Source organism: Virgibacillus doumboii, from assembly GCF_902806455.1.
Classification (GTDB): Bacteria; Bacillota; Bacilli; order Bacillales; family Amphibacillaceae; genus Lentibacillus; species Lentibacillus doumboii.
The window spans coordinates 533,686-553,991 of sequence record NZ_CADCWQ010000002.1 but is presented as its reverse complement, the minus strand read 5'-3'; the positions used below and the strand labels follow the sequence as shown (position 1 = coordinate 553,991).

The following is a 20,306-nucleotide window of genomic DNA, read 5'->3' as shown; positions in this document are numbered from 1 at the left end:
GTTATTCCTCTTCACTGCGCAACCGATATCCATAGCCCCATACGGTTTCCAGCGGGATATCAGTCAATTTTTTACGGATTCGTTTGACTAAATCATCGACAGCACGGTCACTGCCAAAATAGTTCTCTCCCCAAACTTTTATCAGTAACTCCTCACGGGAAAAGGCTCTGTTCACATTTTCCGCAAATAACTGAAGCATTTCGAATTCCTTAGTAGTGACATCCTGTTCCACACCATTCCAAAAAATCCGGCGATCACTCTGATGGATTAGCAAGTTATCAACTTTCAGCCTGTCATGTTCCGCTCCACTCACTTCCACTTTTGGCTTAGAGCGCTTCAAAACACGTTTTACACGTGCAATCAATTCCCGCGGACTGAACGGCTTGGTTAAATAATCATCTCCACCTAATTCAAGTCCAAGGATTTTATCGACTTCATCATCTTTGGCTGAAATAATAATAATTGGCACATCACTCTCATTACGGATTTTTTTACAAAACTCATAACCATCCATACCCGGGAGCATAATATCCAGTATCCACATATCCGGCGGCTGTGTCTCCCAGAGCTCCCACGCCTTTTCAGCGGAATCCAGCACCGTAACGTTATAACCTTCTTTTTTTAAATAAGCGGAAACAATACTTTGGATGTTACTGTCATCTTCTACAACTCCAATATGATTGTTCATGCGCATGCACTCCTCGTCATTTTTCCTCTAAGATTATTTTTACATAAGTTTGGGAATGTGAACACTAAAAAGCAAATTACACACTTTTTCCACATTTGTACCAAAGTCATACCAAATGCAATCTCTACAATAAGAATTGTAATCATAATTACGAAAGGTTGATGCATCATGGAACGAAATGATTATAACAATGAACATGAGTATGAAGAAAACCAGATAAATAATCAGGAAGAAGATACGATAGATAATCAGAAGCAGGCTGAAAATACGGAACAGCAAGATACACAGCAAGGAATTGCACAGGCGGCACGACAAAACGCAAAGCCAAAACAGCCGAAAGCTTCTAAGTCGAATTCCGGCTCCAAGTCATTATTAAGCGGAATAATTGGCGGTGTTATTTCAGCTGTAATTGTTGCTTTACTGTTCACAACAAACGTTATTCCTTTAAATAATGACAGCTCAAGTGGCTCTGCCTCTGCACAAAACAATGAATCCGAAACACCTGAAATCGCCAAAACTGTTGCAGCGGATGCAAATGTCGCCACAAATATGGAGGAGGCCTCCAAGGCAGTGGTAGGCGTTATTAACCTGCAGCAGCAAAATGTCTGGACACCAAGTAAGGAAACCGGATCGGGTTCAGGTATTATCTATAAGAAAAAAGATGGTAAAGCTTATGTAGTAACAAACCAGCATGTTGTAGAAGGTGCAGAAGAAGTGGAAATTGTACTGAATGACGACACCCGGCTGCAAGCAAAAGTATTAGGTGCGGACCCACTGACAGATTTGGCGGTTCTCCAGGTAGATGGTGAAAAAGTAAATACAGTTGCCAACCTCGGCTCATCAGAAGATTTGAAAGTTGGTGAAACGGTTATTGCAATCGGTAATCCATTGGGCATGAATTTCGCCAACACGTTAACAAAAGGAATAATCAGCGGGCTTGACCGTTCTGTAAGTATTGATACAAATGGCGACCAGCAACCGGACTGGATTACCGAAGTTATTCAGACAGACGCAGCGATTAACCCTGGTAACAGTGGTGGTGCACTAGTCAATTCAGAAGGCAAGGTCATCGGAATTAACTCAATGAAAATAAAAAACACCGCTGTAGAAGGAATTGGGTTTGCGATTCCAATCAATTCAGCAATGCCAATCATAAAACAACTCGAGACAGAAGGTGAAGTTTCCCGACCGGTTATCGGAATCAGTACAGCAGCATTTAACCAGGTACCGCCACAGTACCGTGGACAAATTGAACTTCCCGAAGATGTTAAAGGTGGTATGGTGATCGCAAAGGTACATCAGGGATCACCGGCAGCGGAAGCAGGGCTGCAGCAATTTGATGTTATTACAAAAATCAATGGTAATGAAATTACTTCATTGCTTGATTTACGAAAATATCTATACTCTGAAACAGAAATCGGTGAAACAGTGAAACTGGAAGTCTATCGCGATGGCAAAGCTCAAACAGTTGAATTGAAACTCGCCGAACGCGGGCAGGAATAAAAAGAGCAGTATAGAAACAGAAAAAATCCCGTATCATTTTGAAAGGTGGTACGGGATTTTTCATTGTTTTTCAACTTATGAATACAAGGATTTTCTTTGTTTATGTCGAAAGTATATAATGGACTTATATGCACTTATTACCATTTATATAATTTGTAAAGGAAGTGATTTTATGCAATGTCCTGCATGTGGGCAAGAGACAGCTGAGGGAAAGTTTTGCACAAATTGTGGGGCGGAGTTAGTTAATAATAACAGCTCCAATGCTGGATTTGACTCAACGGCCAGCACTACCTCTACAGAACCGTCACAACCGAATAATCATACGGAACAAACATCGAATGAAACGGTGGAAAAGATTAAAACGACAGGGTCCAATTTTGGCCACTTTTTTGGAGCACTCGTCAAGAATCCGAGCGAAGCCAGAAAAGCCAACGGATCTGATATGAGTTCAGGCATAATTACATATGTCATATTTTCATTGCTGGTTGCATTGAGCTACCATTTTATGATTAGTTCCATTCCGATGGGATTCTTTATGGAAATATCGTTTTTTGACAGCTTTATTCTGCCATTAGTTGTTTTCATCATTCTGTTCTTCGTTATTGCCGGTCTGATTTTTGCCGGCGGGAAATTATCGGTACAGGCAGTTACATTCCCTGATGTTATTGCAAAATATGGTGCATACCTGATTCCGTTTTTACTGTTATATGCAGCAGGCCTTTTATTCTCATTAATTGGTATTTCCGCATTGGCCGGGTTGCTCGTTTCTATAAGCTTTCTCGGGATACTACTGATTGCACCAACGTTTATTTTAATGGAACAGCCACCTAGTGGATTTGACCGGATTTATATTTTGCTTGGCCTGTATATTATCGTGTTATTAGTGTTCGGGTTTTTCATTCAATCATTCCTGGAATCCATTTTTGGAACCATTATGGACACGATGATGCGTAATTTCTAGTTTGGAAAAAGGGAAATTACATGGATTTAATAAGAATAAGTGTCCGTGTAAATTGAAGCATATATAAAGGGGCTGGGACATAACAAAAAAGTGTTACCAAAAGACGAACAATGAACGGAATTAGCGGAGGGAATATACGTAGACTCCTGGGGGAGGAAAGGCATCGGTGAGACTCCGAAGTGCGCTAGCACGAGGAGGCTCACCAGCCGCCCCCGGCTAAGAAGACACTGCGAAATCGTACTTTTTGAGCAGATGTCGCCTTGGTACCCGGAGGTGTGAAAGCGAAGTATATTCCCGGAGCGGTTTTATGCTCCATTTTCAATATGTTCGGATTTTGTTATTGATAAAATACTTTTGTCCCAGCCTCTTTTGTATTACCCAAAGAAAAAGTCGAAAATATTGCTGCCTGCTGAACTTTTCTTATTGTAGAACTCGGAGTAGCCACAGTTTTTGCAGGAAACAACAATAAATTGATTGTTTTGTACATCAAACATCTTGGATAAGCCTGTCCCTGCCATCGATACTTCTTTCTGATCAGCATCCGTGCTGCCACATTTGATACAGCCTTTATTCTCTTCCATGTAAATCAACTCCTTAATAATACATACGAAAAAAATGCATGTATGGTTTCAGGCTACTCCTTATTTTTACCAAAAATACCGTAAAAGAAAAGTGTTACAATATCTTCTGCCATTGGAAGAACTTTAGTATATACATCCTCACGCTGCATGGCTTCAATAAACATTTGGCTGTAAAAAAGAATTGCCTCATTTGATATGTCAGGGTTTATATATCCCTGTTCTTTCCCCTCATCAAAAAAACGAATCAGTTTTGGAAGGATCTTATTTTGAAAATGATCATCAATATATTTTTCCGCTTCACTGTAATGTTTCATAAACTCACCAAAAAAAGTCTCACTTATCTGACCGGCCAGTTCTCCTTCTTTAAAAATCACCTGCCTGATTTTCTCATGAAATGATAAGTCACTTTCGAGGAGTTGTTCATAATCCTGCCATACCTCATCAATATAATAAATGATAACAGCATGGACAAGGTCATCCTTGCTTCCAAAGTAATTGTATATCGTAACCTGTGAAACGTTTGCTTCTTTAGCAATTTCCGCTACAGATATTTTTTTTATGCCATATTTTTTAAACAAAGCCAATGCTGCACTCTGAATGCTTTCTTTTTTACGTTCCTTTCGCCGCTGAAACCCGTCCATATTTTCACCTCATTATCATGATAATAAAAATTATGAAATAAAACAATATAAATATTTCATAACCTATTGAAATAAGCCTTATTTTTGTATATTATGAACTATAAAGGTATATATATTTCATAAATATTAAATAAGAGGGTGAATATTATGCCAATTACAATTGATGGTTTAACCAAACGGTTTCCAAATGGCAAGGGAATCTTTGACATCACCTTTTCGGTTAATGAAGGTGAAGTTTTTGGCTTTCTTGGTCCTAATGGTGCCGGAAAATCAACCACAATCAGGCATTTGATGGGATTCATGAAACCAACAAGCGGGCATTCGGAAATTAATAAGTTTGATTGCTGGAAGGACAGCTCCACCATTCAAAAGTCAGTCGGTTACTTACCTGGTGAAATAGCATTTTTGGAAGGGATGTCCGGTCATGAGTTTCTTAAATTTCTGTCCGGAATGCGTAGCATGAAAAGTACAAAACGGCAAGGAGAACTAATTGACCTGCTGCAGTTCGACGTCAATACTCCGATTCGAAAGATGTCCAAAGGGATGAAGCAAAAACTGGGAATTGTTGCTGCATTTATGCATGATCCCGAAGTATTGATTTTGGATGAACCGACAAGCGGACTGGATCCGTTAATGCAAAACACATTCATCGAATTGATCAACGACGAAAAAGAAAAAGGAAAAACCATTCTGATGTCATCCCACAGTTTTGCAGAAATTAACCGAACAAGCGACCGCGTTGGGATTATTAAGGACGGCAGGATTGTTGCCATTGAGAAAGTACAAAGACTGCAGTCCATACAACGCAAAATCTTTAATGTAACTGTTAAAGCGGAGGAAGACATCGATGCAATTAAGCAAAGTCCCCTCGATGTTGTTGCAGTCGAACAGAACAATATTCAAATTGCGGTGCAGGGAGATTTTGAACAATTTGTCCAGGAATTGAGCAATTGCGGAATCATTAGTATCGATGTGCATCACCAGAATCTGGAGGATATTTTCATGCACTTCTATGAGAAGGATGGTGATCAAAAATGAACAAATCACTTTTCGGAACCATGTTGAAAAATAAAACGAAAACAATCACCAGTTTTTCATTTGGTTCCATCCTTTATTTATCACTTGTCATCTGGATCTACCCATCACTCGCGGACTCTAAAGGACTTGAATTGATGCTGGAAGCTTTTCCGGAAGATTTTTTAAGTGCATTCGGTTTTAGTGGAGGAATTGAAAATTTAAGCGGGTTTGTTGCAGGGGAATATTATGGACTTTTACTTATAATCATTTTGCTGATATATTGTGTATCCACAGCCACACAGCTGATTGCACGTCTTGTCGACAGAGGTTCCATGGCCTATCTCCTGTCCAGTGGATTATCCCGGACAAAAGTAGCCATGACCCAAATTGCTGTCATGGTTCTGGGTCTATTTCTTATCGTTGGTATCACACTGATTTCGGGTGTCGTTGGAGCTGATATTTTTATTGAAACTAACGATTTTGATGTAGCCAATTTTGTAAAACTCAACGTCGTGACATTTTTATTTTTCTTTATGGTCAGTGGATATTGCTTTTTCTTTTCCTGTTTGTTAAACGATGAAAAGAAAGTACTTGGAATCAGCGGCGGGATCTCCGTAGCATTTTTTGCAATTGATATGGTTGCAGGTATCAGTGATAAATTGGATTGGATGCAATATATTACGATTTTTACCGCATATAAGCCAACCGAAATTGCACAGGGATCAGTCAATATCCTCCCTGTAAGCGTTGGTCTTGGCATTGCAGGTATTACACTATTTACTGCAGCCGTTATCATCTTCAAAAAACGTGACCTGCCACTTTAAATTAGCCAGCCGTGCATCTTCTCAGGTGCACGGCTATTCCTCATATTTATTATGATTGTATGTCACTCCTGTAAAGTTACCTTCCCGATCAGCTGCCAAAAAGCTTTCCTCATCCTCAACACTGCCAACATTTTCATCACTGTTTGGATACATTTCGTCATAATTATCACGATCACCATAAAAGTCTGAAGGGGTTTCCGATGTTCCATACCTGCTTACTTCCTGCCAGGCATCCTCCGCATCATAAGCCGTCTGTTCTTCTTCAGTAACTTCATCGGGGTTAATGTTTGGACTGAAAACTCCCTCTTCGACAGGGCGATCGTCCGGAATGTAATTGGTATCTTCCGCATGTTCCACACAACGATCTGCAGTAGGCATTGCCTGTAAACGTTCAAAAGGTATATCGGCTCCACATTTGCTGCAAATTCCATATGTTCCATCCGCTATCGCATGAAGAGCTGCATTGATATCTTCCAGTTCTTTTTCAGCATGTTCATTCAGTGCTATATCTTTTTCCCGCTCAAACATCGCTGTCCCATGGTCTGCGGGATGATTATCATAATTGGATAATTCACTTGTCGATTCTTTTATCAATTCGAGTGAGATACCAAAATGGTCCTGCACATGATCGATTAATTCTGTCTGACGTTCCTGTAAAGCTGATTTACATTGGTTCAATTGATCATTCGTAATCATAGAAGTCAGCCTCCATTCATAACTTAAAAGCTAAATGAATCGCTAACTATACTATGTGTAAAATAGCATCATTGATACTTTATTTACGCTCCCAAATCATGTCAATTTAGAACACGTTTTTTTCGGTATTTCTTGGATTATTTTAGAGTATAATAACAACGTTTTTTAATGAAATTACATCAAAAAAGAACGTATGTTTGCATCGTTTTATTTTTTTACGTTACCTTCTTGTGACTTTTTACGTTAGAATTTATAATGGGAACAAACGTTCTGAAAGGTGGATACAATGAATACGATAGAAAAGTTTATTGCCCTACCTCTCGCAATTAAGGTACTGCAGCATGACAAACAAGTATTCCAGTCACTCAAAACACATCGTATTTATGAATCATTGATCGATACCACTATTAAAAATATGCAAAAAGACTTAGCAAACATTGGGTATCAAAAGGTTAAGCGTTTGGATAAAACCAGGTATTTGATTAATAATGAAGAAGTCGAATTCAGTCCAAACAAATTACGGGGAATGACTAGTGAGGTTGTCCGAGAGTATTTTGAGAAGGTAAATATACATTTTAAAGATAAAGCTTGGATAAATTAAGGGCCCCAGGGAATGGGGCTCAATTTATTTCCTGTTCTAACAAATCAACATCATACCAGCCTTTTTCTATGCCTTCCTTCAGAGACAATAAATATTCTCTAAGCTCAACATTATGTAATTCAGGCACATTGTTCCAACTGTAGTTACGTCTGTCTGGGCATAAAACAATTATTCCAATATCGTTTTCCTGCTTTAAAGTCGCAACCAATTTATAGTTGCCGCGACGAGGAGCTCTTTTCCATTTCATTTGGCATCACCATTTTAATTATACACCAAAATAAAATTAAAAAGTTTATTTTTTTATGCCACCTTTTGCAGCTGCGGTTCGATTGTAGTTGTAGGAGGTGCTTTCTTATGGAAAAGAAAATTGAAGGACATTTGGCCGGATTCGGTGAATTAAAGTATTGGAGTGATTATGAGCAATATATTTTCGACGATGAAGGAATGATAAGGGAAAAATACAGTGGTTATGCAGATACTCCTAGCAAAGACGAGTGCGATCAGATTTGTGCAAAGTTGTCTAGTAAAGTAAAAATTGTTTACACCGATGTTACAGAATAGTTATATGAATGTTGTTGAAACTGGTAATAACGAGTGGCATAATAATTATTGTAACAACTATCCCCCAAGACGTTGTTACCTCTAAAACAGCGAAGTCATAGTGCAATGCTATGGCTTTGCGTTTAACAAAAAAGGTGTGTATTATGAACTTTTTAAAAATAGCTAAGGAAAATAATCTTAACCTTATCGAAGTGGGTATCCTTGTTGAACTTGATAAGAAGTATCCTCAAGCGGTAGAAATTGAAGAAGATGAGCAAGTAAGGGAAAATATAAATAATTTGATACAGATAGGATTTGTTGAGCAGAGGTTTCAGAAATATAGGATTAAGAAGTGAATACATAAAAAAAGCCCTCGGAATGAGGGCTTCGAATTTATTACAATTTATTACGCTTCCTGCAAACTTCCCGTTGACTTTTCGTTCTTTTTAACTATATTCCTTCTTTTCCTGTCAGCCTCCCGTGTAGAAAATAACTTTTCCAAAAATTCATCAGCGCTTAATTCACCAGACTCATACATCTGTCTAAGAAGTACATCTTTCCTTTCAGCTACTTCTTTCTTTTTCATCATAAAACGCCTCCCTTTTGTTTAATTCATCTATAATAAGCAGTTCACGGTATAGAAGGGGTGAAATTGAATTAGCGAAATAATTAATATAGTCTATGTCATCCTTGTCAAAAGAATTACTTTTTAAACCATCAATATTAAATACTCCAATTGTTTCACCACCATAAGATATTGGTACACATAAAAGCGACTTATATTCCCTTGATGATTTTGGATTTCTTTTATAACTAGGATCTTGAGTAATATCACCATTGCAATATTCTTTGTTATTTATAAAACAATACCCTGCTTTACTGTCATGCAAACTGAGCTCTAACTTTTCTTTTCCTTCCGGTGAATAACCACTACCCCATAAAATCTTCAGGCAGTTGTTATCATTTTTATGAAAAATTGCTACTCTATGTATATTTCCTTTTTCTTTCGTCATTAATCCTATAATTCCTGGCAAGAAAAAGTCATAGAACGCTATTAACTTTTCGTGAAACTCTTTTGGGTTTACTTTCCCCAATTGGGATATAGTCCAGGAAGATTGATTAATTAACTTTAACACTTGAGTTTTATGTTCGCTATGCTCGTTCAAATCACGAAATTGTTGTTGGATTTTTCCTATAGCTCTATTTGGTTCTATTTGTATTCCCCAAAAATTATAAGATTTCGGTTCACCGAATATGATTTTAATTATAATAACAACAAGTAGTATTATCAATAAAGATGCAATTATCTGCGGGAACCACGGTACTGCTTCAATAATACTATTATATATTTCACTTATTCTTCACGCCCCCTTTTTTGATGATAATATCTATATATTATATCGGATTCGACATAAATATATTAAATCCTGCTAAAAAGTGAATTAATTATAAATGTTTTTAAAATTGTCACATTATTATATACTTGTGACATAAAAGTTTTTGAAACTTGAAGGAGGATGGACATATGAAAGAAGAAGATTATTGCATTTGCAATAACGGTAGTGGAATATACACAGATAATGAAATGTTCGGGTATTGGGAATATTGTACAGCCTGCAACAAAAAAATTGAGGATGGTTTTCATTATTATGATGAGCCAGAGCTTTAATAAAGCCCCTCTCACAACGAGAAGGGCTTTTTGTATATTTTAATTCGATTTGGAAACTATAAAAGAGGACCCGATTCTCCCCTTCAAAATGCCTCACATTATTGTGGGGCTTTATTATTCTACACGTACAAACTTCTCAGCAGCAGTAATATAGTACACATCACCGTTGCTGTTTTTGACTTTATACTGATGGCCGGATCCAACTTTCACTTTATCGACAATCTCTGGAAATCCCCAGCCTTTATCAATGGTGTTTACCAGTCCGTCATCTGACCATGTTGGTTTGTTGTAGAAGCGCAAATTGTTTACTTTGGATTCAACACGCTTACCGACGTATCCTTCTGGTCCGGAATTCGGCTTAGGATTAGACTTTTCAATCCGATTAAGGCTAGCGTATTTAGCTATCCCGTGCGCATGGTTAATAGCAGAATCTCTTTTTTGCTTTTCCTGCTTCAGAAAATCAGCATCCTTACGGGTGTCAATGAACAGGTTTTCTGTTAGAACTGCAGGCATAGCTGATTCACGCAGCATATGGAAGTTAGCAGTTTTTTGCCCGCGATCCCGAAAATCTGCATACGTATCATTCATCAATTCGTTATGGATTTTATCTTGCAATTCTTTTGTCTCAGCACCAACGCCTGGATATACATAAGACTCAAAACCAGTACCTCCACCTGCATTGACGTGAACAGATAAAAGTATGTCAGCACCCCAAGCATTTGCAACATCTGTACGCTCCTGCAGAGATAAGAATGTATCGTCAGTACGACTCATTCTAACCTCAATACCTTCATAATGTTCCAGTAAATAGTCACGGATTTGCAAAGACATATCCAATACAACATCTTTCTCCTGCAATCCATTTCCAACAGCACCTGGATCGTTACCACCATGTCCTGGATCCAAATATAATTTTAAAGTCATAAGTGACATCTCCTTTTTATTATTTTTTAGCCAATCCTTGAGCCTGCAAAGCCTTCTTTTGCAATCCACCTTTGGCAGTCACATAGTTATTTTTGAACCATGTCCACACAGAAGCAATAAAAGCTAATCCATAAGAGATTGCTTCTTCATCCAAAACTGGAATAGGCTGCAATCCGTAATTAGCCAGAACAACATTAATCCATGTAATGGCCAATGCCATAGTTCTTACAACAGTTCCTTTGTCCATCTATATCACCTCCTTCAATTAATAAAATAAGGCATAATTAAAGCGATAGCTGCAATCACTACCGCTGCCCATCCAGGTAGGTTCCTTTTCCAGTTATCCTTTTCCTCTACAATGCGCTCAACATCCGCTTTGTTAGCCTTTGTGCTGACCTTTTCCTGCACACGCTCAATATCCTTTTCATTTTCACGTGAGCGATAATCAGCACTATTGGCCGTCTCATAAGCCGATTCAATCTTTGGCTTCATGTCCAGTAGACTGTCGAGCTTGGCATTTTGGTCAGCAAGCGAGACCTTGACTTCCATCAGAACCGTCATAAATTCTTTCATGTCCTCCACTTCCTTGTTGTCCGGCATGCTCGACCCCCTCTATTTCTGACATAAAAAATACGCCTCTACTTTAGGCGCTCTAATACTTTCTTTTTTACTAATTTTTTCAATCCTTCAACACTTGCGTCAGCTTCATATTCAGCTACCGTTACCGGTACATACCCGTTCATGTTAAGTTGATTTTCTGAATCAACACTCCGGAAATGTATATGAACTAAATCTTCCTCCCCGGCAGTCACAAACTGAATGGTACCCAAATTAATTTCCATGTTTTCAATCATTCTTCTTTTCCTCCTTTAAAATAGCGTGCAACAATCCTAGTGTTTTAGGTGTTACGGTAACACCTGTGCTTTTAAGTTCATCAATAGATATTTTTTGGATATCAATTTTGACCTTCTGATTCATCAACTCATCAATTTCTTTATTAAAATCATCCAGTTTTTCCTCTTTCAATTTCACTTTTCCGTTTTCCAGGTCCTTTTCCTTGTACTTCTCAAGTAGCTTGGAGCGTGTTTTTTGAGCTGTATTATACTCATTTCCCACAAGCCGATTGATTCGTTGCAATTTAAAAGCTACTGCAATAGGGAGCTCTTTTTCGGATATACTTGTAAGCCCTTCTGCTAAATTAAATACATTTTGTACAGATATTTGCATTTAAGCAACTCCTTCCAATTGTTTGATTCTATTTTCAAGGTTAATAATCTTTGCGTCTTGCAATTGAGTTTTCATCTTGAGCCAGTTAATTTCCTCGTTATGACCCAAAAAAAGTTGGTATTGCTCTTGGATAGCTCCCCATGAGTAGCTGTTCATTAGGTATTGCTCCACGCCATCACCATCTATTATTGTGTTTGGTGTATTATAACCTTCCCCAATGATGAGACCTGTTCTTATTTTATCTATACCATTAGCCGCTTCGGTTTTTAATCGATAATCATACAAGGTTGCTTGGTTAATTACTTTTAAAAAACTATCTTTATGGGGTACAATATCCTGTTTATATTCAGCTAATGACCCCGTTGGAAAACCACTGGCACGGAATGGTATATAATCATACCATGTATCCGGTTTAGCTGCCCTTACCTCGTTATTGGCTCTCATGTATATTTCTTGGCCACCAGTTGATTGGATAATGACCGTCCTGTCCTCGCCTTCAATCCAAGTGTAATCATTCGGGTCGCCCACAAATTTTTTAGCTCGCATTGCTACGTATTGGTTGGTCGTCAATGTTACAGTTGCCCTTACCTCTGCGCCCGAATGCTCTGGCCGTAAATAAATATTACTTCCTGGTTGCCGCGGATTAAAATCAATTGCTGGTGAGAATATCCACCCGTTTATTACCAGGTCGCCGTCTGTGCCAATAAATCCGTCAGCACCACCACTAATATTTATTACGTCTACTAATGAACTGCCGCCTCTTGGTGAATAGTCTAATGTACTATATACAGAAACACCACCGGTCCATCCGCCCTCAGTAGAACCGTCCGAATTTAGCATAATTCCGTCGCTTCCAATGTAGTTAACCTTCCCGTTGTCTTGTTTAAAGCTTAAACCGAGTCCATCGAGATTAAATCTTGTATTATAACCACTTCGATTTACATTTCCAGTTATCTCACCATTTACAATAGTGACATTAGAATTTGAACCGTTAGTAACTAACCTGCCACCACTTACGGTTCCACTAAACGTCCCCGTAACACCGCTCAATACACCAGTAAAAGTAGCATTCGTACCAAACACATGCCCATCGAAATTTATTTGATTTGCGTCAAAAGTAAATGAACCGGCTTCTTGCCTAAATATGGACCGCGCTTCCCCGTCGTCAACTTTCGAAGTTATTAAATTAGCATGCTGTGTAATTGTCGATTCGGCACTACTTACTCTGCTTTCAAGTGCATTGACAACATTTTCTTCCACTTTTGTAACAATTGCACCTTCAAGCGCATTAATGTTTTGTTCGGCAGTCGTTACCCTTGCGCTCACATCGTCCACAACAGTTGATTCCGCTTTATTAGCTATTAACCCTGCTTGCACATTTAAAGTAGCTGAATTGTCACTCACCGTATCCTCAAGCATATTAATGCTATTAGCATGCAATCCGATCGCTGTCTCATTTTGTCCTAAACGAGTACTGTGACTTTCCAAATCCGTCACAATTCCGTCAATATCCGTCTGGTACTCTGTCACGCCGACATAGTTTAATAGGCGGTTATCAATCTCTGCTATGGTGTACACGTCATTCTTGTTTGCCTTATCGACCAGCTGACCGTCAACGTATGCAATGCTAGATTTATCCGCTAAATCATTCGCAATCTCGGTCATTTTGTTGTCATATACAGTTTGTGCAACAGAGTATGCCTTAGCATTAATCAGAGCCTGACCGCTTACTGTATCGGCATAACTCTCAGCAGCGGATTGTGCTTGACTAGCAACTGTATCAGCGTGACTTTCTGCTGCTGTTTGTGCGTTGCTGGCTTGAAGTTCAGCGAATGTTTTTCCTTCCTCGAATACGGTTGTATCTTTACCGTCGATTGTGAGTTTATCGTAGGTGTATTGTCGTAATTCAGCTTGTTCAATTTTGCTTGCCACTTTTTTCTGCAATAGCTTAAACAGCGCTGTTGCTTCGGCTTGTGTAAACTCTACATAATCGCCGAGTGTAGCTTTTGATTTGCTAGACTTTTTCAGCCCTTCTTCTAACGAGTGTACCCGTGCTTCTAAATAAAGAGGCGGATTAAAGTCCTCATTTCGCACCCTCACTTCATCACCGAAATAGACCTCTTCATCAAAAATCTCAAAGTCTACCTCGTACTCATACTTAGCATCGATACGCTTTTCGAGTTCATTTTCGGTTAAAGTACGCAACCTATCTTCGCTCATGTCTTGGTCAGTTGATTCGGGATAATAAACAGCGTAATAGTGTTGCTTCTTCCCGTCTTTGCCGACATAACCCCAGCGTTGTCTAGATTCCTCGTTTGTGACTAAAACCGTTTTTCGATTGCCGTCTTGGTCAGCAGGGCTTATACCCATTAATGCGGTGACGATATGACTTGATTTGCTTTTTCGTTTAACACCTTTCATATTATAGCTGTAAGCTATTTCAAAGCCATTCCATGCGCCGATTTTTTTAACCATATCAACGTAACGCACTACCTCGCCGTTTTCGATAGCGATGCGGAATTGTAACTCTAAGCCGAATGTGCTGGCAATTAACTTTAAAAGGCTATACGTATTCGTATATTCTTCAACCTCAAATGACCGCAAAGTCGTATGTGATATCTTGCCAACTCGCCATTCGTCATTATCTGCTAATGCATCAGTAACGTGCTTGGTTGCGGTGTCGGTTGATGACTCAAAAGGCGCTATCGGTTTACTCTTTTTAAGTAACAAAAAGCTGTTTGTGGTGTAAACTATTATTTGTTTGTCAATCGTTTTCTCAAATTCATCTATCACAAATTCCGCAAAGCCAAATTGCTTATCGGGGATGACAACACGATTTTGGTTATTAATAAACTTGGAAAACCATTTATCGGAAAAGGTTTCAAAATCGAAAACATCGCTGCTGTTGTTTAATTCACGTTTGCGAATCTCATTCCGGTAATATTCTTCAGGGATATAATCTAGTATTCTATTTGTTTGTTTGTCTTCTATATGGATTAACGCCATAGACTCACCTCCCTACTTGTAGGCTGGACGGAATTTAATCACCCCTTGAACATCACCGTCTGGCAATAATGCTAATTTGTTTTTGCCTGGCAATAAATCAAACTCTGTAGCTCCACGGTCTTTTAAATCCTTCCGCTTTTCGCCGTTAATACGAATGTCGTGATTTTTGAGGTCAAATAGTATCGTGTCGCCTGTATGTGCGATATATGGAGTACCCTCAACATTATTCAACTTATATAACCTCATCAAAAGAACTTCCATATCCTCTTCGTCGGTGTCGTACCACTTTTGGAAGGATAACTGTATTTGCGATACTTGTTGCATAACTAAGTCGGATTCAAGCATTTCCGTCCATTCATTCAGAACAATACGGCCAGCCCCACTTTTTAAATGTTGAATAATCAGCGTCCATTCGTTACCTTTGCGGATGACTTTCAACCTACCGTACATATCCTCTAAGTTTCTAGGAAGAGTGAAGTATTCAGTACGATCTCCATTCCCAAGTTCCAGGCAAACACCGAAGTGGTCGTAACCGTCCCATTTATCCTCAATCCATGCTCGGAAAACGATATTATTCGAAGCATCTAATCCGTACATTTCAATCCGACCAACTGTACCACCGCGACTTTCAGCATAAAAACGGAAACCAAAATCCGCTCGGAAATCCTGCACTGCTTCCGATAAGCTATGTTTCTTGGCCGGTCCATGCCAAGCGAATTCACCGGGATTAGGTTCGGCGAATTGTGGATAAAAGCCCGTAGTATCATTCGCCATTGTTCCGTTGATGTAACCCTCTGAAATTACACTTGTGTTCACCCATCCAGTTTTAGAATCCATATCATGATGAAATACTTTTGTTTCAGCTTCGACAGGTGTTTCTTCAACTGCTGTAGGGTTACCAATCATCATGTAATCGGTGCCGTTGCTTATCATCGCAAATGTGATAGGTGCTAGTACGTCTATCTCGATAATAGGCTTTGTTTCTGCAGTTCCTGGGACTTCTATTATGGTGCCTCGACCGGTTAGACCGATAGGTTGTTCTGGGCCGTATTTATACGGATTTGAACGCCAAAAAGTGATTGTGACTATATGATTGCCATTCACTTCTATACCTTCACTAATGTCGCTGAGTATCCCAAAGTACGTTTTGTCCTGCTCGTCAGAGAACTGAATCGGTACTTCATCTTCTGTATCTAGCATACCGTTTAATGTGTCTAATCTCTGTCGCAATTCTTCATCTGTATTACACCTTATTAACACTTTTACTTTTAACGGTACACCATTTTTACGTTTTCTTTGAAAATGTGCACCAGGCATTCCTGGAACTCTCACAGAACTGATTTCATTAGGAGATAAGGAGCGACCTGTGACTTCAAGAACATCGAAGTATTCAGAATAATCCGTTCCGTCATGCCACAGATGGAAAACTTCACCCATGTACTCTTCATATGTCATATCAAGCATTATCTAAATCGCTCCCTTCTACCTTTCTCCCGTTCCTGTTCGTCAGTGATATATTTAACAACACCTTTAGCCTCATATCCGCCAATATTAAAAACAGCATACTGTTCATCATTCTGCGGTAATTCAAAGTCATCAACATCCACACTCAATCCGCTTTTAATCGCACTCATATCCCTGCTACTAATCGATGCATCCAGTGTTGCTGATACACCCATGTCTGCTAATGCAAGGTTCGGTTGAAATGCTCTTCTTGCTGCTCCCGCTAATCCGGACATTGATCGCATAACTCCTGTTTTTGCCTTAGCAATCGACGTGCTGATAGGACCTGCAAAATCCATACGGTGAATATCACTCAATGCGCCATCTTTTGCAGGAGAGAACGGCCAGAAATCACGTATACCACTTGTAATATCACTAACCCTATCCATGATTTTGTCTTTCATTGAAACTATCCCGTCAATAGCAGAACCGATGATCTTTTTACCTGCATCAAATAGGTTAATATTTCCGAAAAAGTCAACGATGTTACCACCAATGTCCTGTACTTTGTCGTAAGCCTTGTTCATCCCGTCCTTAACTGAGTTTTTCAAGTCGACAAACTTACCGACCACTGCTCCGACGATGTCAGTTAGAATATCCTTGAAGAAATTCTTAATACGGTTCCATATTCGAGATATTAACTCTTTCGATTTTTGCATCTGTTCTTTTATCAGGTTTTTTGCTTTGCCGAAGTCGCCTGATACAATCGCTTTAATAAACTTTAATGCACGTTTAAAGGAGCCTTTAATCCAGTTCCATACGTCCTTGATGTTCTGCCCGACCATGTTCCAGTATTTTCTTATCGTGTTTGTTATTAGTGTGAATTTTCCGTTTGTAACATTATCAATCCAGTTTAAGGCACCATTGAACATATTTTTTATCCAGGTCCATATGCCTTTCAGGAAGTTTCCAATCATCGTAAATATTTGCTGTGTACCTTGCCAAATGTCATCCCAGTTTTTAATCACAAACGGAACAATCATGATTAAAGCAGAAACTAATAACCCGATCGGACCACCAATAAACCATTTGAGAATGCCGCCGACTTTCGTGATAATACTAATGAACGTACCACCAAATAAGAGTATACCGGGTGTAATAGCTAAAATGACTCCTATAAGTGAAGTCACCCAGGATATTACTTGCCCGATAATCGGATTTGCTTTCATCATGCTGTTCATCCATGACAAGAATCCATTTACTAGATCAAGTATTTTGGAACCCAATGGAGCCATACCGACACCTAGATTAATGATAAATTTTGTTAGGTTGCCGATTAGAGACATTACTTTTGGACCGTTAGTCTTAACAAAGTCGATAAATTTCTGAAATGACTTTGACTTACTTAATCCTGCCGCCCAATCTGCAAAACTTTTCGTCATACCGATTAGACCTTTTTCCATATCAGCGCCCAAAGGCCCAAAGGCCTTCATTAACTCCATAAATCCGCGAAAAGCATTACCGGCAATCTGACCCCAGTTTTTAAGTGCGCTCGAGCCGCGACCAGCAAAGAAGTCTATGAAGCTCCTAAATTGTTCTGTTTTTGAAAAATTATTAAACTGATTCAGCAAGTCTACAAGCGTATCTGATATAGGTTTTATGATTGGCTTTATTTCATGCAATAATGATGTGGCTGTTTTTAGCCCAGCAGAAAACACTTTGAACACGGGTTTCTGCGTTACTTCCAAAAATTTGTTCCAGGCACTTCTGAATTTGTTAAATTGCTGCATCGCGGATTGTTGTGCTGCGCTCATGTTGTTTAATATGTTCTTACGCTCATTCATCAACTCGTTAATCTTTTCCTGGTTTGGATCAAGTGATTGCTTTTCGGATGCAATCTTATCTCTGATTTTTTGAAGATCAGACATGCTGTCAGTGAGTTTGGATGCATTACCAATCGCTGCTAAACCAAATGCTCCAAGTCCACCGCCTAATGCAGTGAAAGAAGATGCGAGACCGCCCAGCCCACCTACAGAACTAGCAATGATTGGTGCCAATGCAGGTAACGCTGCAATAAAGCCACCTCTGAAGGAGCTACCTGCTACCGTTCCGGCAGATTGCATCACATTCGCTATTCTGTTCAATTGTTTCTGAAATTTATTAACCCTTGCCTCAATCGGCACAACAACCTTATCATTCAGGGATTCTTTAACTTTTTGCAAGAGCCCCATCTTACGGTTTGCCTCTGAAATATCAGCACCCACAGGTACCTCGGTACCCATAGCTGTTTCCCTGACTTTCTTATCAACTTCCTTCATTTTGCGTTGGAAACTTCTAATTTTGGCACCGATATTCGCCATAAATCGCTCAGTCATGGATCACCCTCCCTTCTTTTGCTTAGAAAGATACTGCTGCATAGCCTTTTTAGCCTTACGATAGCGTGTAAAATCGATAACTTTGCTGTCTTTATATCCTTTGTCACCCTGATCAAGTCGCTTCCTGGCCTTATCTGCATCAAACATTTTCTTTTCACGGGCATGTTTATTATTGTTGGCGTATCGGTTGAACATCGCATTACGTGCCATACGCTCGAATTCATCAATCTCACGATGCTGTGCACCCTTCACAAGCGTTTTGAACTCTCTGGGAGTCCAGGAGTAAATTAAATCAATGTCATAGACCTGCAGGTAATGCGCTGCATCCTCAATAACCTGAAACATGTTTATTTCATTATCGTTTTTCTGCTTTCCTTCATTCGTTTTACGTACATCTCGATTTGTGCCTTCTCCTTCTCGTCGCTTGCGAAATCCGGTGCCTTCTCTAGATCTTTCCAGAATTTCTTCGCTTGTGTTTTGAAAAAACCCGATTGGTCCATAGCTTTAAAACAATCCTTAAAAAGCTTTTCGGTGTCTCCTTCCTTATCGATTGCAGCCATAAGAGCTTCCTCGATTTCAAATTGTTTTGGACGTTCTTTTATATGATTTACAGCACAATCCCAAAATCCAATAAGCCCTTCATGGTCGTAATTCAATAATCTTTCATAAATGTTATTAATTCCGGATGTTTTATTGCCTTCTTTGTCCTCGCCATGATACTTTTCTTTAGCAAGACTATTAAACTTGAAAGTGACCTTTGCTTCATAGTCTTTTCCATTAATGTTTAGAATAGGCACGAATGTTCCTCCTTAATAAAATAAAAGAGACTGGCCGTAGCCAATCTCTTATGCAGTAGTTGTTACAGTTAATGCAGTACTCAATTCGGATTCAACACCGTTATTACCAACAGCAGACACTTGATAGCTGTATTCTGTAGATGCCGTTAATCCGCTGTCAGAGAATGTTGTCGTTGCAGAAGTACCAACTTGAGTTCCATCACGATAAATACGATATTCAGAAATACCACCGTCATACGTTACAGCATCCCAACTCAAATCAGCAGTGGTCGCCATGACATTACTTGATGTCAGATTCGTTGGTGCAGCTGGTTGATCAGCACCTGTTTCGCCCGGAGTTTCGAATCCATACTGAGCAAATTCGATGACTTCAGGAGGCAATGGAGCTAGTTCACCATCTTGGGAAGTCCCAATTACAGATAATGTTGAAGTAATTTCTTCTAATCCATCCCCTGGGCTTGATTTTTCATAGTTTTCAGCGATACAGTAAGCAAAAATGGCATCGTGCATACCATTCGCATTCAATTCTGTATTAACTTCCCAAAGTTTTATTTTCTTCCTTTGTTTAATACCTTTCTTAATGGCACTTTGACCAGCATCGCCTTCTTCGACATACATTGTCGTATCGAAGCTTTCATCATTCTCACCGTACTCTTTAATGCGGCCGAATTTTGATGCCTCGTTCAATATTTCATTTTCAATTGAGTGCGTGTGTTCGGTTAAGTGACCTAATACAAATGCATCTGAACCGATTACTGCATCTTCTAATTGAGCCATTAAGATAGACTTTTTACCTGATCGTGTCATTCTCAT

The 20,306-nt window shown here is 39.2% G+C and carries 26 protein-coding genes; 8 read left to right on the top strand and 18 right to left on the bottom strand.

Annotated elements, in window-relative coordinates; translation table 11 throughout:
- Window position 1 precedes the first annotated feature (1 nt).
- Window positions 2-688 carry a response regulator transcription factor gene (locus G6R02_RS19315; RefSeq protein WP_164670990.1) on the bottom strand — a complete coding sequence of 229 codons (687 nt, stop codon included), beginning with the start codon at window positions 686-688 and terminating at the stop codon, window positions 2-4.
- Window positions 689-856: 168 nt separating this feature from the next.
- Between G6R02_RS19315 and G6R02_RS19310 the strand changes: the two genes are divergently transcribed.
- Both G6R02_RS19310 and G6R02_RS19305 read left to right on the top strand, forming a co-directional pair.
- The gene (locus G6R02_RS19310; RefSeq protein WP_164670989.1) at window positions 857-2,191 is read left to right on the top strand and encodes a S1C family serine protease; all 1,335 of its coding nucleotides are present in this window, start codon (window positions 857-859) and stop codon (window positions 2,189-2,191) included.
- Window positions 2,192-2,363: 172 nt separating this feature from the next.
- The gene (locus G6R02_RS19305) at window positions 2,364-3,152 is read left to right on the top strand and encodes a zinc ribbon domain-containing protein (protein ID WP_164670988.1); all 789 of its coding nucleotides are present in this window, start codon (window positions 2,364-2,366) and stop codon (window positions 3,150-3,152) included.
- A 374-nt stretch (window positions 3,153-3,526) separates the two neighbouring features.
- Here G6R02_RS19305 and G6R02_RS19300 read toward each other — a convergent pair whose 3' ends face one another.
- A complete protein-coding gene (locus G6R02_RS19300) occupies window positions 3,527-3,733 on the bottom strand; it encodes a zinc ribbon domain-containing protein (RefSeq protein WP_164670987.1) in 207 nt (68 codons plus the stop codon).
- A 53-nt stretch (window positions 3,734-3,786) separates the two neighbouring features.
- Complete coding sequence (locus G6R02_RS19295) at window positions 3,787-4,374, bottom strand: TetR/AcrR family transcriptional regulator (protein WP_164670986.1); 588 nt, start codon at window positions 4,372-4,374, stop codon at window positions 3,787-3,789.
- A gap of 147 nt (window positions 4,375-4,521) precedes the next feature.
- Between G6R02_RS19295 and G6R02_RS19290 the strand changes: the two genes are divergently transcribed.
- The gene (locus G6R02_RS19290; RefSeq protein ID WP_164670985.1) at window positions 4,522-5,412 is read left to right on the top strand and encodes an ABC transporter ATP-binding protein; all 891 of its coding nucleotides are present in this window, start codon (window positions 4,522-4,524) and stop codon (window positions 5,410-5,412) included.
- Window positions 5,409-6,215: an ABC transporter permease subunit gene (locus G6R02_RS19285; RefSeq protein WP_164670984.1), complete on the top strand. Its 807-nt coding sequence runs from the start codon at window positions 5,409-5,411 to the stop codon at window positions 6,213-6,215. Before G6R02_RS19290 ends, G6R02_RS19285 begins: the two co-directional genes overlap by 4 nt.
- Window positions 6,216-6,248: 33 nt before the next feature.
- On the opposite strand, the gene G6R02_RS19280 is transcribed toward G6R02_RS19285, so the two are convergent.
- Window positions 6,249-6,911 (bottom strand): TraR/DksA C4-type zinc finger protein, encoded by a 663-nt coding sequence (locus tag G6R02_RS19280; protein ID WP_164670983.1) that lies wholly within the window; start codon window positions 6,909-6,911, stop codon window positions 6,249-6,251.
- A gap of 286 nt (window positions 6,912-7,197) precedes the next feature.
- On the opposite strand from G6R02_RS19280, the gene G6R02_RS19275 reads away from it, so the two are divergent.
- Window positions 7,198-7,512: a YhjD family protein gene (locus tag G6R02_RS19275; protein WP_164670982.1), complete on the top strand. Its 315-nt coding sequence runs from the start codon at window positions 7,198-7,200 to the stop codon at window positions 7,510-7,512.
- 19 nt (window positions 7,513-7,531) lie between these two features.
- Here the strand turns inward: G6R02_RS19275 and G6R02_RS19270 are convergent, their stop codons facing one another.
- Entirely contained in the window at window positions 7,532-7,759 is a 228-nt protein-coding gene (locus G6R02_RS19270; RefSeq protein ID WP_164670981.1) for a hypothetical protein, read from the bottom strand.
- A 107-nt stretch (window positions 7,760-7,866) separates the two neighbouring features.
- Here G6R02_RS19270 and G6R02_RS19265 point away from each other — a divergent pair, with 107 nt between their 5' ends.
- Window positions 7,867-8,073, top strand: a complete 207-nt coding sequence (locus G6R02_RS19265; RefSeq protein ID WP_164670980.1) for a hypothetical protein — start codon at window positions 7,867-7,869, stop codon at window positions 8,071-8,073.
- 143 nt (window positions 8,074-8,216) lie between these two features.
- Window positions 8,217-8,408, top strand: a complete 192-nt coding sequence (locus G6R02_RS19260; protein WP_164670979.1) for a hypothetical protein — start codon at window positions 8,217-8,219, stop codon at window positions 8,406-8,408.
- A gap of 50 nt (window positions 8,409-8,458) precedes the next feature.
- Here the strand turns inward: G6R02_RS19260 and G6R02_RS19255 are convergent, their stop codons facing one another.
- A complete protein-coding gene (locus G6R02_RS19255) occupies window positions 8,459-8,641 on the bottom strand; it encodes a hypothetical protein (RefSeq protein WP_164670978.1) in 183 nt (60 codons plus the stop codon).
- Window positions 8,616-9,344: a GAF domain-containing protein gene (locus G6R02_RS19250; protein WP_164670977.1), complete on the bottom strand. Its 729-nt coding sequence runs from the start codon at window positions 9,342-9,344 to the stop codon at window positions 8,616-8,618. The genes G6R02_RS19255 and G6R02_RS19250 overlap by 26 nt, the downstream gene beginning before the upstream one ends.
- A gap of 233 nt (window positions 9,345-9,577) precedes the next feature.
- Between G6R02_RS19250 and G6R02_RS19980 the strand changes: the two genes are divergently transcribed.
- Window positions 9,578-9,721, top strand: a complete 144-nt coding sequence (locus tag G6R02_RS19980; protein ID WP_205520261.1) for a hypothetical protein — start codon at window positions 9,578-9,580, stop codon at window positions 9,719-9,721.
- A 114-nt stretch (window positions 9,722-9,835) separates the two neighbouring features.
- Here G6R02_RS19980 and G6R02_RS20285 read toward each other — a convergent pair whose 3' ends face one another.
- Genes G6R02_RS20285 through G6R02_RS20180 form a run of 11 tightly spaced genes read right to left on the bottom strand, consistent with a single transcriptional unit; the run spans window position 9,836 to window position 20,300 of the window.
- The gene (locus tag G6R02_RS20285; protein ID WP_164670976.1) at window positions 9,836-10,645 is read right to left on the bottom strand and encodes an N-acetylmuramoyl-L-alanine amidase family protein; all 810 of its coding nucleotides are present in this window, start codon (window positions 10,643-10,645) and stop codon (window positions 9,836-9,838) included.
- Window positions 10,646-10,664: 19 nt separating this feature from the next.
- Window positions 10,665-10,892, bottom strand: a complete 228-nt coding sequence (locus G6R02_RS19240; RefSeq protein WP_164670975.1) for a phage holin — start codon at window positions 10,890-10,892, stop codon at window positions 10,665-10,667.
- A 14-nt stretch (window positions 10,893-10,906) separates the two neighbouring features.
- The gene (locus G6R02_RS19235; protein ID WP_164670974.1) at window positions 10,907-11,245 is read right to left on the bottom strand and encodes a hypothetical protein; all 339 of its coding nucleotides are present in this window, start codon (window positions 11,243-11,245) and stop codon (window positions 10,907-10,909) included.
- Window positions 11,246-11,283: 38 nt separating this feature from the next.
- Window positions 11,284-11,499 (bottom strand): hypothetical protein, encoded by a 216-nt coding sequence (locus G6R02_RS19230; RefSeq protein ID WP_164670973.1) that lies wholly within the window; start codon window positions 11,497-11,499, stop codon window positions 11,284-11,286.
- The gene (locus G6R02_RS19225) at window positions 11,492-11,872 is read right to left on the bottom strand and encodes a hypothetical protein (protein WP_164670972.1); all 381 of its coding nucleotides are present in this window, start codon (window positions 11,870-11,872) and stop codon (window positions 11,492-11,494) included. The genes G6R02_RS19230 and G6R02_RS19225 overlap by 8 nt, the downstream gene beginning before the upstream one ends.
- Window positions 11,873-14,878: a phage tail spike protein gene (locus G6R02_RS19220; RefSeq protein WP_164670971.1), complete on the bottom strand. Its 3,006-nt coding sequence runs from the start codon at window positions 14,876-14,878 to the stop codon at window positions 11,873-11,875.
- A 12-nt stretch (window positions 14,879-14,890) separates the two neighbouring features.
- Entirely contained in the window at window positions 14,891-16,342 is a 1,452-nt protein-coding gene (locus G6R02_RS19215; RefSeq protein ID WP_164670970.1) for a distal tail protein Dit, read from the bottom strand.
- Window positions 16,342-18,696, bottom strand: coding sequence for a phage tail protein (locus G6R02_RS19210; RefSeq protein ID WP_164670969.1), 2,355 nt, complete (start codon window positions 18,694-18,696; stop codon window positions 16,342-16,344). The genes G6R02_RS19215 and G6R02_RS19210 overlap by 1 nt, the downstream gene beginning before the upstream one ends.
- A 3-nt stretch (window positions 18,697-18,699) precedes the next feature.
- Window positions 18,700-19,041 (bottom strand): hypothetical protein, encoded by a 342-nt coding sequence (locus tag G6R02_RS19205; protein ID WP_164670968.1) that lies wholly within the window; start codon window positions 19,039-19,041, stop codon window positions 18,700-18,702.
- Between the two features lie 2 nt (window positions 19,042-19,043).
- Window positions 19,044-19,493 (bottom strand): tail assembly chaperone, encoded by a 450-nt coding sequence (locus tag G6R02_RS19200; protein WP_164670967.1) that lies wholly within the window; start codon window positions 19,491-19,493, stop codon window positions 19,044-19,046.
- 48 nt (window positions 19,494-19,541) lie between these two features.
- Window positions 19,542-20,300: a phage major tail protein, TP901-1 family gene (locus G6R02_RS20180; RefSeq protein ID WP_246202676.1), complete on the bottom strand. Its 759-nt coding sequence runs from the start codon at window positions 20,298-20,300 to the stop codon at window positions 19,542-19,544.
- Window positions 20,301-20,306: the final 6 nt, after the last annotated feature.